Raw genomic sequence first — 13,417 nt, 5'->3', positions numbered from 1 at the left:
CAAGCTCGCTCCTACACGATTCATAAAAAAGGTTTAATCCTCGGCCCGGGTCTCATGCATCCGCGCCAGTTGCCGTTCCAGCATCGATGGATAAGGCTCCATCAACCGCTCTACGCAGCAAGCACCCTCAGGGCTGGCAATCGGGCGGATTCGCGCACGTTGGCGAATCAAGGCATCGTCGCTGATCTTGCGCTCCACCAGCAGCAGGTTGCGACTGTGTTGCGACAAGGCCAGCGCATCCTGGGCGGTTTCGGTCAGTAATAGATCGATCTGGCTGATGCCGTGCAGATCGTCACCCAGGGTCAGCCCCAACTGCAGTTGCAGGGTGATACCGCTGTCGGCCACTTCGATTTGCAGGGCATGACCCAATGCCCGCAGCAACTCGCCGCAGCAGATGGCGTTGGTCAGGTAATCGTCGCCACTGTCTTCGCTGTGGAACAGCATCAGGGTGCTGCCGTCATTCAGGGTATGCAGTTCGCTGTCATACAGCGACGCTGCCTGATCGAGGCAATCACGATAGCGCTCCAGCAACTCGGTCAGGCGCGCGCGGGGCAAGCGACGCAGTTGATCCTGTGCACCCAATTGCACGGCCAATACTGCGCTGTGCTGAGACTGGGTGTTTTGCGCGGCGGCCGGTTTGGGACTGATGAGCGGGGTGGTGGCCGAGGTATCACGCAGGTCGGCGAACGGATCTTCGTCGTCCAGATCGTCTTTGTCGGCCGTGATCACTTGGCGCGATACTGGCTTGAGACCGGCTACGGGCGCACTTTCATCGAAGCTCGGGTCGCGCAGGTTGCGCACTTCAAACTCTGGCTCGTCATCGTAATCGCTGGCGTCGAACTCCGGCTCGGGTTCGACTTCGGGAATCACCGGTTCCGGCGCGAAGCTTGTGTGCAACTGGCGGGCCAGGTCGCCGATCTCATCCTGGCGGTCTGTGGCCGGCGTGTTGGCATCAATATCCCGCAGCCAGATGCGCAGTTGCATCAGGGGTGTGGAGATGTGTCGTCCCAGGCGCAAACTCAACGCCAGCGACAATGCCAGCAGGATCGCGCTCAAGATGCCCATGCTTTGCAGGCTGATGGTCATCGGCTGCTGGAACTGTTGCATGTCCAGGCTAATACGCAGTTGACCGGCTTTCACATCCTGGAACGTGATATTGCTCTGGAACAGACCTTCGGCATCACCCAGCAGGCCGTTTTTCGGGCGCTGCCCGGCTTCGGCCATGATCCGGTTGTCCACGCTGTAGATGGCGGCGTGGGCCACCAGCGGGTTCTTGGTCAGGTTGTTGAGCAGCACGTTGAGGCTCAGGATATCGTTGGACACCAACAGCTCGGTCGCCGAGGTCGCGGTCTGGGTGGTCAAGCTCTCGCCCAGGGCGTCGGCTTGCTCGTGCATGGCCTGTTTGAACTGCAAACCCATCACGCAGGCGTAGATCACCAGGGCCAGAGCGACCAGGATCACGTTATGGCTGGCGATGCGTAATGCGATCGGTACACGGCGATGGCGCAGTGCCCGGAAGATCAGCAGGAAGAAGTTATCGGTTTTTACTGGCGTGGGCCGGTTCACTTGAGCTCGGCTCTTTAGTCCGTGAAGTTGACGCGCAGTATAGCGACAGGCCCAAGACCGGCAAAGCGCTGGCTGTGCCCGATGGTCACTGAAAATGGGTAGAATGCGGTTTTTTTCCAGCCTGGGGGTGCGCTTTGCGCGAAATTGTCCTGATTAACATCACAGGTGAAGACCGACCAGGTCTTACCGCAGCCATTACCGGTGTTCTGGCCCAGGGTGGTGTGAACATTCTCGACATCGGTCAGGCGGTGATCCACGACACCTTATCGTTCGGCATCCTGGTGGAAATTCCGAGCACCGAGCAGGCCTCGTCGGTACTCAAGGACATCCTGTTTACGGCGTATAAGCTGGATCAGCAGGTGCGTTTCACCCCGGTGTCCGAAGAGGACTACCAGCACTGGGTCGCGGGCCAAGGCAAAAAACGTCACATCGTGACGCTGCTGACGCGCAAGGTAACGGCCGAACAATTGCAGCGTGTCAGCTCGATCACCGCTGAATATGGATTGAATATCGACCATATTGACCGTCTGTCGGGTCGTATGCCGCTGGACACGCCCGCCGATCAGGGCAAGGGCTGTATCGAGTTCTCCGTGCGCGGTGAGCCGGCCGACCCCCAGGCTTTGCGTGCCGATTTTCTTAGCGTCGCTCAGGAGCTGAATGTCGATATCGCCTTTCAGGAAGACTCGCTGTTTCGTCGCAACCGTCGCCTGGCGGTATTTGATATGGACTCGACACTGATTGAAGCCGAGGTTATTGACGAATTGGCCAAGGCCGCGGGCGTTGGTGAGCAGGTCTCAGCAATCACCGAGCGGGCCATGGCCGGCGAGTTGGACTTTCGCGCCAGCTTCAAGGAGCGTCTGGCACTGCTCAAGGGCCTGGATGTCAGTGTGCTCGACTCCATCGGCGCCTCCCTGCGCCTGACCGAAGGCGCTGAAACCCTGTTCGCCGAGCTCAAGCGTCTGGGTTACAAGACCGCGATTCTGTCGGGTGGCTTCACCTATTTTGCCAAGCAACTGCAGGCCAAGCTGGGCATCGATTATGTCTTCGCCAACGAGCTGGAAGTGGTGGATGGCAAGGTGACAGGTGTGGCGCTTGAGCCGATTGTCGACGCTCAGCGCAAAGCCGATCTGCTGAAGGAGCTGGCTCACAAGGAAGGTTTGCGTCTGGAGCAGACCATTGCGGTCGGTGACGGCGCTAACGACTTGCCGATGCTGGCGATCGCCGGTCTCGGTGTGGCGTTCCGTGCCAAGCCGCTGGTCAAGCAATCGGCCAAGCAGGCGATTTCGACGCTGGGGCTGGATGGCGTGCTGTATCTGCTGGGTTTTCGCGACCGCGACGGTCAGCTATAAACCCCGATCCCACTGTAGGAATGGGATCAAAAATGTGGGAGCTGGCTTACCTGCGATGACGATGGTGAATCCAACACCGCTATCGCAGGCAAGCCAGCTCCCACATTGATTGGGTTCCAGCTTCAAATTTTCGGAATCAGGCTTTAGGCAGTGCGATGCCCTGGCCCATCTGCACCGGTGAACCCGCCACCAGTTCTTCGGCCCACTTCACCTGATCCGGCCCAAACAGCACGATGGCGGTCGAGCCCAGTTTGAAGCGCCCCAGTTCCGCACCTTTTTCCAGGTGAATCGGCGCACGCGCGGCTTCGTCGTAACGGAAGGTTTTCAGTTCGCGCTTGGGTGGCGTCACCAGCCCGGCCCACACGGTTTCAATCGACGCAACGATCATCGCGCCCACCAGCACCACCGCCATCGGCCCGCGTTCGGTGTCGAACAGGCAGACCACGCGCTCGTTACGGGCAAACAGTTCCGGCACGTTTTCCGTCGTGGTCTGGTTGACCGAAAAAATCCGTCCCGGGACGTAGACCATTTCCCGCAAAGTGCCGGCCAGAGGCATATGCACGCGGTGATAGTCCTTCGGCGACAGATAAATCGTCGCAAAATCCCCGCCCATGAATGGCGCCGCACTAGCGGCATCGCCGCCGAGCAGTTCGAGCACGCTGAAACTGTGGCCCTTGGCCTGGAACACGCGCCCATGCTCGATCGGGCCGAGTTGGCTGACTGCGCCGTCGGCCGGGCTCAGTACTGCGCCTGGGGTCTGGTCCAGTGGGCGGGCGCCGTCTTTCAAGGCGCGAGTGAAGAAGGCATTGAAGTGCTCGTATGCCGTCACGTCCTCGACCAGGGCCTGGGACATGTCCACTTGGTAGCGCTTGGCGAACCAGCGGGTGAAGGCATTCTTGAACCAGCGCACACGGCATTCGGCAATGCAGCCGGCCAGGCGTGACAGCAGGTGGTGGGGCAGCAGGTACTGGCTGAGGATAAACAAGCGCTTTTTCATTAACTGTCCTTAAACCTTAAATCTCGACGGGGGTGTCGGGGTGGTTGCCCCATTCACCCCAGGAACCGGCATAACCTTTAACTCGCGGATAACCGAGCGCCTTGGCCACCAGATAGGTAAAACCAGAACGGTGGTGAGTCTGGCAGTGGGTGATGATTTCTTTGTCTTTGGTCAGCCCCAGGTCTTCGAGGATCTGCGGCATGTCGCGACGAATGCGCAGGTTGCGCGCCTTGTCCATGCCCTCGGTCCATTCGAAGTTCACGGCGCCGGGAATGTGTCCGCCCTTGGCGGCGAGGACCTTTTGCCCGGAGTACTCCAACGGGCCACGCGCATCCCAGATTCCCAGGTCGGCGGCGCCGAGGCGGCTTTGCAGGTATTCGCGGCTGGCGCTGGGTTCGTCGTGCAGCGTCAGGCTGACCGGGCCGCCGACGCTGGTCGGTACTTCGGTCGAGAGCGGATGTTGTTCATCCAGCCACGCCAGCAGGCCGCCGTCGAGGTAGTGATATTTCTGATGGCCGATCACGTCGAGCATCCAGATAAAACGTCCGGCCCAGCCACCCCCTTCGTCGTCATACACCACATAGGTGGCGTCCGGGGTATGACCCACTTCGCCGAACAGTTGTTCAAGATCTGCCTTGGGCGGCAGCAGTCCCGGCGCGGGCGCCTGGCCCAGTTGGGTGCGTTTGGGGTCGACAAAGTGCGCGCCGGGGATATGCCCTTCGGCATACCGCGCAGCGCTGGTCAGGTCCACCAGAATCAGCTGTTCAGCGGCAAGGCGACCCAGCAGGTCGCTGGGCTCGATTACCAGCGGCAAGCCAGAGAAGTCAGGCATGTGAGGTCTCCTGGGCACAAAATGGGGTAATAAAGGAGGGCGATTGTAGCGCAAGCTTCACGCGCTGCGGTTGGTAAAGCTGTGCAGGGCTTTCTCGATGCATTGGGCGGTTTTGCCGAAGGCTTGTACGGTGGTTTCCGAGAACGGCCCGCCGCCCTGGTCGGCAATCATCACCATTACCACGCGATCATTGCAGCTCAGCGAGCGTAGCAGCAGGTGTTCGCCGGCAAACAGGTGGCGTAGCGAGGCAGGCAGCAGCGCTGCGAACTGGGCGTAATTGTCGGGAGTCAGGCGTACCTGGGCGGATTTTTCCAGCAGGCGTTGTAGCAGTGTGCTGGGTGCCACATCCAGACTCAGGTGGGCCGCCTCGTTGGGCAGGCCGCCAACCTGATGCACGCGCAAGATGCTCAGGGTGCGGTCGGCCATTAACAGCATGACCCGTTGCATGCCGCTGGCAGTCAAGGCTTCCTTGGCGCAGACGGTCAAGTGCATCGCATTGGCGAAGCGGCTGGGCTCCATCAGCAGTTCGCCGCAGCGCTTGCGCCAAACGGCCAGCGATTCGGCAGTGGGGGGGCGGTGCCGGCAGCAAGCCGCGATGCACGCGTTGCTCGTCCCACGGCCAGATCAGCGCGAGTGCCGGGTGCCAGAGATCGGCCGCCAGTGTATGACGGGCGCTGATCGCTGCCTGCTGGTGAACCTGTTGCTGGATTTCGGCCAGGGGTTGCTGCAAGTACAGCGCGGTCAGGTATTGCCAGCGCAGGGTGTGCGGACATGACCAGGATTCCTGCGCCGCCAGGGCCATGCCGTTGGCCAGCAGCACGGTGTTGGCCGGCTGGTTCAGCCAGCGCTGCAGCGTCGGGTCATCATCCAGTTGCTGCTGCTGGTGCAGCGGCGTTTCCTCGCGGGCAATGCGTAACGCCTTGACCAGCAGACGTTGTTCGCCGAGCAACAATTGATAACCCTGGGAAACCCAGATCGGCAGGCGCCAGGTTTCGGTCAACCCCAGGCACAGTTCCAGCAAGCGCACGCCAAACAACTCTTGTTCGACCTGGTGCGCCGATTGACCCTTGTGGACCACCCGCAATTCCCATTCTTCGAGCAGTTTTGGGTAGATCACCGCCATTGGCCACAGCGGCGAGAGAAACAGCAGGCTGCCCCAATGGATGTCTTGCCACAGCCGCGCCAGGCGGCTGGCAAACAGGCCGCTGGCTTGTTGCGAGGCATGTTGGCTGATCAGTTGAAGTTGGCGCAGCGCCACGGGAATCTCATTGAACGGGACCGCCGGCAAGCGGGCAAGCAGTTCCTCGGTGCGTTTCAAGCCGAGGCGATTGATCGCCACTTCAAGGTTTTCTGCAGGTTCTGCCAGGCTGCCGTGGGTGTGGTTGTTGGCTTCACGCATGACGCTGAGCACCAGCGCCGGGCTGTCTTGCATCAACTCTGCAATATCTCGCAACGAACGACGGCTGTCGCCGATGGCCTTGCACACCGCGTTATGGCTCGATTGCGGGACAGGTAGGTGAACCTCGTCCAGACGCTTTATCCAGCCGGCCAGGGTAGTGGGCTTTGAAATTTGGATTGCCGTTTCGTTTGCCATGATTGGGGCGCGATCATCACTTGCGGTCAACACGCCCGGAGTGGGCCGAACTGGCTTTTCGCCTTAACGGGCTATAGTCTGGCGCAGTTTTGCCGATAAGTAGAAGAAGAGTTTTCAGATCTTCCGAATATGTCCATGAACCCGACGGCGCAAGTACTCATCCCCTATGGTTAAAATTATCGGCATCATCGTCGTTATCGCTAGCGTACTCGGCGGGTACGTTCTGTCTCATGGCAAGATTGCCGCGTTGATCCAGCCCTTCGAAGTACTGATCATCGGCGGTGCTGCGCTGGGCGCATTCCTGCAAGCCAACCCCGGCTACACGACCCTGCATGTGTTCAAGAAGTCCTTGGCCATGTTTGGCTCGCGCTTTTCCCACACTTTCTACCTGGAAGTGCTGAGCCTGGTCTACGAGATTCTCAACAAAAGCCGTCGTGAAGGCATGATGGCCATTGAAGGCGACATCGAGGACGCCGCGGCAAGCCCGATCTTCGCCAAGTACCCGGCCGTGCTCAAGGATGAGCGCATGACAGCCTATATCTGCGACTACTTGCGCATCATGTCCTCCGGCAACATGGCACCCCATGAGCTGGAGGGGCTGTTCGACATGGAGTTGTTCAGTTTGAAGGAAGAGCTTGAGCACCCGTCCCACGCGGTAAACGGTATCGCGGACGGCATGCCCGGCTTTGGTATTGTTGCGGCGGTGCTCGGGATCGTGGTGACCATGGCGTCTCTGGGCGAGGGTGACCAGACGGCCATCGGTATGCACGTGGGCGCGGCGTTGGTGGGAACCTTCTTCGGTATCCTGGCCGCCTACGGCTTTTTCGGTCCGCTGGCGACATCCCTGGCACACGACGCCAAGGAAGAACTGAATATTTATGAGTCCATCAAGGCTTCCCTGGTGGCCTCGGCTTCCGGCATGCCGCCGTCCCTGGCCGTGGAATTCGGGCGCAAGGTTTTGTATCCGAGACACCGTCCGAGCTTTATCGAGCTGGAACAAGCGGTTCGCGGTCGCTAAGTCATGGAAAACAATCAGCCGATTATAATCAAGCGCGTCAAGCGCTTTGCGGGCAGGCATCACGGCGGCGCCTGGAAAATCGCCTTCGCCGACTTTGCGACGGCGATGATGGCGTTCTTTCTGGTGCTGTGGCTGATGTCCACGGCGACCCCGGAGCAAAAGCTCGCGATTGCCGGTTACTTCAAGGATCCCATCGGCTTTTCCGAAAGTGGCACGCCCTTTGTAATCGACCTGGGCGGCTCGCCGGAGCTGGCGCCCGAGCGCACCATCAATCCCGAGGTCCAGACCGAGTCGCCGCAGGAAAAAATTCCAATCGAGCGCGACACCGTCGATAGCATGGCCGAACAGATCGAGCATGAGCGGTTGGAATTGCTGCTGCAGGAGTTAAAGAACAAGGTCGACGAGAACCCGCAACTGCAGCCATTCAAGGATCAGATCCAGTTCCAGATCACCCCGGATGGCTTGCGCATTCAGATCATGGACGCCGCGAACCGGCCGATGTTCGATTCCGGCAGTGCGCGCTTGAAGCCGTACTTCGAGGACATCCTGTTGGCCATGGCCGACACCATCAAGGCGGTGCCGAACAAGATCAGTGTCAGCGGTCATACCGATGCCGAGCCGTATTCAGGGTTGGGTGATTTCGGTAACTGGGAGCTGTCCGCCAGCCGCGCCAACGCTGCCCGCCGTGCACTGGTTGCCGGCAGTTATCCGGAGGCGCAAGTGGCGCGGGTGGTGGGTTTCGCGTCTTCGCAGTTGTTTGATGCCGAGGATCCGTTCAATCCGATCAACCGGCGCATTGATATCGTCGTACTGACCAAAAAGGCCCAGCGCGCGATTGAAGGTGAGCAAGGTGCGGTGCCGCCGCCAGTACCCATCCAGGGCGACGGCGCACCGGGCGAAGTGCCGGTGGATCCAAATGCCCTGCCACCGGAGCAGGAGCCGTTGCCGGCGCATGAGTTGCGCCAGAAGCTCAATCTGTTCGATGACGGTGGTCTGAAGGCTCCCGGAGAAGCTCCGGCTGGTAGCTGATGCTGCTTGTGTGGGGGGCGGGCTTGCTCGCGATACAGGCAACCCGGTGTAACTGATGCACCGAGGTGATGCTATCGCGAGCAAGCCCGCTACCCCACAACTTAATAGCTGCTTTCCGGCAAGCTGGCGATGATCGAGCGATAGCTGTTCATGCGCTGCTGTTGCACGCGGCCATCTTCCAGCGCCATGAGCAGGGCGCAGCCAGGCTCGCGGTCGTGCTTGCAGTCGCGGAAGCGGCAGGTACCGATCAAGTCGTTGAACTCGATGAAGCCCGCTTCGACATCGCTACGGCTGACGTGGCCGAGGCCGAACTCACGAATGCCTGGTGAGTCGATCAACTCGCCGCCGCCTGGGAAGTGAAACAACCTTGCGGTGGTGGTGGTGTGAGTGCCCTGACCGGAGAGTTCCGACAGCGGACCGACGCGGGTCTCGACCTCCGGCAGCAGGCTGTTGACCAGCGACGACTTGCCCACGCCCGACTGGCCGACGAACACACTGATGTGCCCATCGAGTTGGCGCTGCAGTTGCTCCATGCCGTTGCCGTGATGCGCGGAGACTTCCAGTACCGGGTAGCCCAAGTGCCGATAAACCGCCAGTAGTGCGTTGAGCGCCGGGGCGTTCTGTTCGTCAATCAGGTCGAATTTATTCAGCAGCAGTAGCGGGCGAATACCGGCGTGTTCGGCGGCTACCAGATAGCGGTCGATCAAGTTGGCGTGAGGTTCGGGCAGCGGCGCGAAGACGATGACGATCATGTCGACGTTGGCCGCTACCGGCTTGAGCTGGCCTCGGCTGTCCGGGCGACGCAGTTCAGTGTTGCGCGGCAGTTGCGCGACGATGACGCCGATGCCCTGGTTGCCGGCACGCCAGACTACCCGGTCGCCGGTGACCAGCGCCGGCAGGTTGGCGCGCAGGTGACAACGAAAGACCTGGCCAGCCAGTTCGCCTTCCAGGGCCTCGACCTCGACCTGTACCCCAAAGTGCGCGATGACCAGGCCCGTTTGCTCGGGGCCCAGATCGCCGCCCTCTAGCGCTTCTACGGCGGATGACTCACGTTTGGCGGCGCGGGCGGCGCGCTCGCCCTGGATTTTTTCGATGCGCCAGTTTTGGCGGCGATTGAGCTGGCGTTTGGCCATTGGTGTTCCGTGTCGATAATGCAAAGGATAGATGAAGCGGTCGCGAGTCTAGCACGCCGCGCCTGCTAAACTGCGCAGCTACGCCAAGGTGCCAAGGAACCACGACATGCAAAACCCACAGAACCTGATTTGGATCGATCTGGAGATGACCGGTCTGAACCCTGACACCGACGTCATCATCGAGATGGCGACCATTGTCACCGACAGCAATCTCAATACCTTGGCCGAAGGTCCGGTCATCGCGATTCACCACAGCGACGCAGTGCTCGCCACGATGGACGAGTGGAATACCCGCACCCACGGCAACTCGGGCCTGACCCAGCGTGTGCGCGACAGTCGCATCAGCATGGCTGAAGCCGAAGCGCAAACGCTGGCCTTCCTGGAGCAGTGGGTGCCCAAGGGCAAATCGCCGATCTGCGGCAACAGCATCTGCCAGGACCGCCGCTTCCTCTATACCCACATGAAGGCGCTGGAAAGTTACTTTCATTACCGCAACCTGGATGTGTCGACGCTCAAGGAGCTGGCCGCGCGCTGGGCACCGGAAGTCAAGGACAGCTTCCACAAGGGCGGTACGCACCTGGCGCTGGACGATATTCGTGAATCGATTGCCGAGTTGCAGCATTACCGCAAACATTTCATCAAGGCATGATTCCGGGGCGCCTGAACGGACGCCATCGCAGGCACGCCAGCTCCCACATTTGACTGTGTTCGCAAATCAAAGTGTGGGAGCTGGCGTGCCTGCGATAGGGCCGACGCGATTTATCTCCGAGCGCCCTCTTTTGGTGCCATCTGCAAATGATTAGACTGCCGGCCTCTCTGGAAGGATCGCCATCATGCTGCTGATGCTCTACCTCATCGCCATCACCGCTGAAGCCATGACCGGCGCCTTGTCCGCCGGTCGGCGCGGTATGGACTGGTTTGGCGTGGTGCTGATCGCCTGTGTGACGGCGCTGGGTGGTGGTTCGGTGCGTGATGTGTTGCTGGGGCATTACCCGCTGACCTGGGTCAAGCACCCGGAGTACCTGGTGCTGACCTCCATCGCCGCACTGGTGACGATCTTTATCGCACCGCTGATGCGCCATCTGCGCTCTCTGTTCCTGGCCCTGGATGCCGTGGGGTTGGTGGCCTTCACCCTGATCGGTTGCATGACGGCCCTGGAAATGGGACATGGCATGCTGGTGGCTTCGGTCAGCGGGGTGATCACCGGGGTGTTTGGCGGTATCTTGCGGGACATTTTCTGTAACGACATTCCGCTGATCTTTCGCCGTGAACTGTACGCCAGCGTGTCGTTCCTGGCCGCCTGGTTTTACCTGCTGTGTGTCTATCTGCAATTGCCCGGCGAGCAGGCGACCCTGCTTACGTTGTTCAGCGGTTTTCTACTGCGGTTGCTGGCCATCCGCTTTCACTGGGAAATGCCCAAGTTCGTCTACAACGACGAGCATTGACGTTCGGCGTGTTGCTTGAGCGCCCATTCCACATGTTCGCGGACCAGCTCGGAAGGGTAATCGCGGCGCGCTTTCAAGGCCTCCAGCACCACAATGCTTGAAGGCGCGTTGCCCAGGCCGACCGCCAGGTTGCGCAGCCAGCGTTCGTAACCGGCGCGGCGCAACGGCGAGCCTTCGGTGCTGCTCAGAAATTTATCCTCGTCCCACATAAACAGCTCGGCGAGCCCGGCGTTATCCAGGTTGTGCCGAGGCTGGAAATCACCTTCGCCGGAAGGTCGCGCGAAACGATTCCACGGGCAAACGATCTGACAGTCATCGCAGCCGAAGACGCGGTTGCCGATCAGCGGTCGCAGGTCTTCGGGAATCGCGCTTTTCAGCTCGATGGTCAGGTAGGAAATACAGCGCCTGGCGTCCAGTACGTAAGCCCCGACAAAGGCGTTGGTCGGACAGATATCCAGGCAGGCGGTGCAGCGCCCGCAGTGTTCGGAGGTGTGGGGCGGGTCGACGGGGAGCGGCAGGTCGACAAACAGCTCGCTGAGGAAAAAATAACTGCCGGCCTTGCGGTTGAGTACCAAGGTGTTTTTGCCGATCCAGCCGAGGCCGGCCTGTTCGGCAATGGCCTTCTCCAGGACCGGGGCGCTGTCGACAAAGGCGCGAAAGCCGAACGGGCCAATGTGTGCCTGGATCCGCTCAGCCAGTTGCTGGACGCGCTTGCGAATCAGCTTGTGGTAGTCGCGGCCCAGGGCGTAGCGCGAGATATAGGCTTTTTCCGGTTGGGCCAGCAAGTGCGCCATGTGCGTGTCGCCGGGCAAGTAATCCATGCGCAGGGACACCACGCGCAAGGTGCCGGGCACCAGTTCCTCGGGATGGGAGCGTTTGCTGCCGTGGGCGCCCATGTAGTCCATCTGGCCGTGGTAGCCGGCGTCGAGCCAGCGTTGCAGGTGCTGTTCATGCTCGGCCAGGTCCAGGCCGCTGATGCCGACTTGTTGGAAGCCCAGCTCTCGGCCCCAGTCCTTGATCGATTGGGCGAGGGCAGGCAGATCGGTGGTAATAGCAGGCATGAGACGAGAGAAACCGCAAGTTAGATGCGTATAATTCTGCCAGACATCGGAGCTTGAAGACGTATGCCGCAGACAAAACACGAAATAACCGACGTTCAGCAGTTGTTGCCTGGCCAATTGCCGCGACTCGCTGGGCGTTCCCCGGACGCGCACAAGGGCCAGTTTGGCCACGTGCTGGTGATCGGCGGCGACCATGGTTTTGGTGGCGCGGCGTTGCTGAGCGCCGAAAGTGCGCTGCGCAGCGGAGCGGGCAGGGTGTCTGTCGCCACCCGCAGTGAGCATGTCCCGGCGGCCCTGGCGCGTTTGCCGGAGGTGATGACGCTGGGTGTGTCTTCGGCCAATCAATTGATGGGACTGCTGGAAAAAGTCTCGGTGATCGTCGTGGGGCCGGGGCTCGGCGGGGCGGCCTGGGGCAGAAGTCTGCTTTCCGTGGCCGCCAATGCCCGGCAGCCACAGGTCTGGGACGCCGATGCGCTGAACCTGTTGGCGGCAGGCAATGTGAGTTTGCCGGCCAACTGCGTGATCACTCCACATCCCGCAGAAGCCGCGCGACTGATGGGGATCTCGACAGCCGAGGTTCAGGTTGACCGCCTTAAAGTGGCGCGCGCGCTGAGTCAGAAATTCAATGCGGTGGCTATCCTCAAGGGCGCTGGCAGTTTGATCGCCAGCCCCGATGGCCGTGTGTCGCGCTGTGATCAGGGCCACCCGGCGATGGCCGCGGCGGGTCTGGGCGATGTGTTGGCGGGCCTGGTGGGGGCGTTGCTGGCCCAGGGGCTGGCCGCCTTTGAGGCGAGCTGTCTGGCGGTGTGGTTGCACGCTAGCGCAGGCGATCGCCAGGGAGCGCTTGGTCGTGGCTTGGCCGCCAGCGATCTGATTCCCGCCATTCGTCAATTACTGGAGGAGCAGTCTCCGTGTCTGAAGTAACGGTGTTTCTGGCTGATGAAGAGGCTACGGTCGCCTTCGGTCATCGCGTCGCCCACGTCACGGCCGGTGCCGGATTGATCTTTCTTGAGGGTAACCTGGGAGCGGGCAAGACCACGTTGTCCCGGGGCATTATTCGCGGTCTGGGTCATGAAGGTGCGGTGAAAAGTCCAACCTTTACGTTGGTCGAACCCTACGAAATAGGTAAGGTGCGGGCCTTCCATTTCGACCTTTACCGTCTGGTAGACCCTGAAGAACTGGAGTACATGGGGATTCGCGATTACTTCGATGAGGATGTCCTGTGCCTGATCGAGTGGCCGGATAAAGGCACAGGCTTTTTGCCAAAGCCGGACCTGACCATTACCATTACCTCGCATAACAATGGACGTCAGCTGAAATTGTTGCCCCAGAGCGCGCGCGGCCAGTCGTGGTGCGCCACTCTGGCTTTGGAATTCAAATAATTGGTGGGGTT

General features: G+C 60.6%; 12 protein-coding genes and 1 pseudogene. 7 read left to right on the top strand and 6 right to left on the bottom strand.

Annotation, left to right across the window (positions count from 1 at the left end; translation table 11 throughout):
• Nucleotides 1–33 precede the first annotated feature (33 nt).
• Nucleotides 34–1,566, bottom strand: coding sequence for an AhpA/YtjB family protein (locus BLU75_RS20190; RefSeq protein WP_084379666.1), 1,533 nt, complete (start codon nucleotides 1,564–1,566; stop codon nucleotides 34–36).
• Nucleotides 1,567–1,700: 134 nt separating this feature from the next.
• Here BLU75_RS20190 and serB point away from each other — a divergent pair, with 134 nt between their 5' ends.
• Nucleotides 1,701–2,915, top strand: a complete 1,215-nt coding sequence (serB, locus tag BLU75_RS20185) for a phosphoserine phosphatase SerB (protein ID WP_084379665.1) — start codon at nucleotides 1,701–1,703, stop codon at nucleotides 2,913–2,915.
• Nucleotides 2,916–3,051: 136 nt separating this feature from the next.
• Here serB and asd read toward each other — a convergent pair whose 3' ends face one another.
• The 3 genes and pseudogenes from asd to BLU75_RS20170 all read right to left on the bottom strand — a co-directional run bounded on the left by asd (nucleotide 3,052) and on the right by BLU75_RS20170 (nucleotide 6,338).
• On the bottom strand, nucleotides 3,052–3,912 hold the full coding sequence (asd, locus tag BLU75_RS20180; protein ID WP_084379664.1) for an archaetidylserine decarboxylase: 861 nt from the start codon (nucleotides 3,910–3,912) through the stop codon (nucleotides 3,052–3,054).
• A 16-nt stretch (nucleotides 3,913–3,928) separates the two neighbouring features.
• Entirely contained in the window at nucleotides 3,929–4,744 is an 816-nt protein-coding gene (locus BLU75_RS20175; RefSeq protein WP_084379663.1) for a rhodanese-like domain-containing protein, read from the bottom strand.
• A 57-nt stretch (nucleotides 4,745–4,801) separates the two neighbouring features.
• Nucleotides 4,802–6,338: pseudogene (locus BLU75_RS20170) on the bottom strand (HDOD domain-containing protein).
• Between the two features lie 166 nt (nucleotides 6,339–6,504).
• Between BLU75_RS20170 and motA the strand changes: the two are divergent.
• Nucleotides 6,505–7,356, top strand: coding sequence for a flagellar motor stator protein MotA (gene motA, locus BLU75_RS20165; RefSeq protein ID WP_084379662.1), 852 nt, complete (start codon nucleotides 6,505–6,507; stop codon nucleotides 7,354–7,356).
• 3 nt (nucleotides 7,357–7,359) lie between these two features.
• Nucleotides 7,360–8,385 carry a flagellar motor protein MotB gene (gene motB / locus BLU75_RS20160; protein WP_084379661.1) on the top strand — a complete coding sequence of 342 codons (1,026 nt, stop codon included), beginning with the start codon at nucleotides 7,360–7,362 and terminating at the stop codon, nucleotides 8,383–8,385.
• Nucleotides 8,386–8,486: 101 nt separating this feature from the next.
• Here the strand turns inward: motB and rsgA are convergent, their stop codons facing one another.
• On the bottom strand, nucleotides 8,487–9,518 hold the full coding sequence (rsgA, locus tag BLU75_RS20155) for a small ribosomal subunit biogenesis GTPase RsgA (RefSeq protein ID WP_084379660.1): 1,032 nt from the start codon (nucleotides 9,516–9,518) through the stop codon (nucleotides 8,487–8,489).
• 106 nt (nucleotides 9,519–9,624) lie between these two features.
• Between rsgA and orn the strand changes: the two genes are divergently transcribed.
• Complete coding sequence (gene orn, locus BLU75_RS20150) at nucleotides 9,625–10,167, top strand: oligoribonuclease (RefSeq protein WP_084379659.1); 543 nt, start codon at nucleotides 9,625–9,627, stop codon at nucleotides 10,165–10,167.
• 181 nt (nucleotides 10,168–10,348) lie between these two features.
• Nucleotides 10,349–10,963: a trimeric intracellular cation channel family protein gene (locus tag BLU75_RS20145; protein WP_172832109.1), complete on the top strand. Its 615-nt coding sequence runs from the start codon at nucleotides 10,349–10,351 to the stop codon at nucleotides 10,961–10,963.
• Here the strand turns inward: BLU75_RS20145 and queG are convergent.
• Nucleotides 10,945–12,024: a tRNA epoxyqueuosine(34) reductase QueG gene (gene queG, locus BLU75_RS20140; RefSeq protein WP_090221546.1), complete on the bottom strand. Its 1,080-nt coding sequence runs from the start codon at nucleotides 12,022–12,024 to the stop codon at nucleotides 10,945–10,947. The two genes, BLU75_RS20145 and queG, sit on opposite strands and share 19 nt — an antisense overlap.
• A 63-nt stretch (nucleotides 12,025–12,087) precedes the next feature.
• On the opposite strand from queG, the gene BLU75_RS20135 reads away from it, so the two are divergent.
• Entirely contained in the window at nucleotides 12,088–12,948 is an 861-nt protein-coding gene (locus tag BLU75_RS20135; protein ID WP_084379656.1) for an NAD(P)H-hydrate dehydratase, read from the top strand.
• A complete protein-coding gene (gene tsaE / locus BLU75_RS20130) occupies nucleotides 12,936–13,406 on the top strand; it encodes a tRNA (adenosine(37)-N6)-threonylcarbamoyltransferase complex ATPase subunit type 1 TsaE (RefSeq protein ID WP_084379655.1) in 471 nt (156 codons plus the stop codon). The genes BLU75_RS20135 and tsaE overlap by 13 nt, the downstream gene beginning before the upstream one ends.
• Nucleotides 13,407–13,417: the final 11 nt, after the last annotated feature.

The organism is Pseudomonas mucidolens, from assembly GCF_900106045.1.
Lineage (GTDB): Bacteria > Pseudomonadota > Gammaproteobacteria > Pseudomonadales > Pseudomonadaceae > Aquipseudomonas > Aquipseudomonas mucidolens.
The sequence above is the reverse complement of the archived record's forward strand: the minus strand, read 5'-3'. Positions and strand labels throughout refer to the sequence as shown.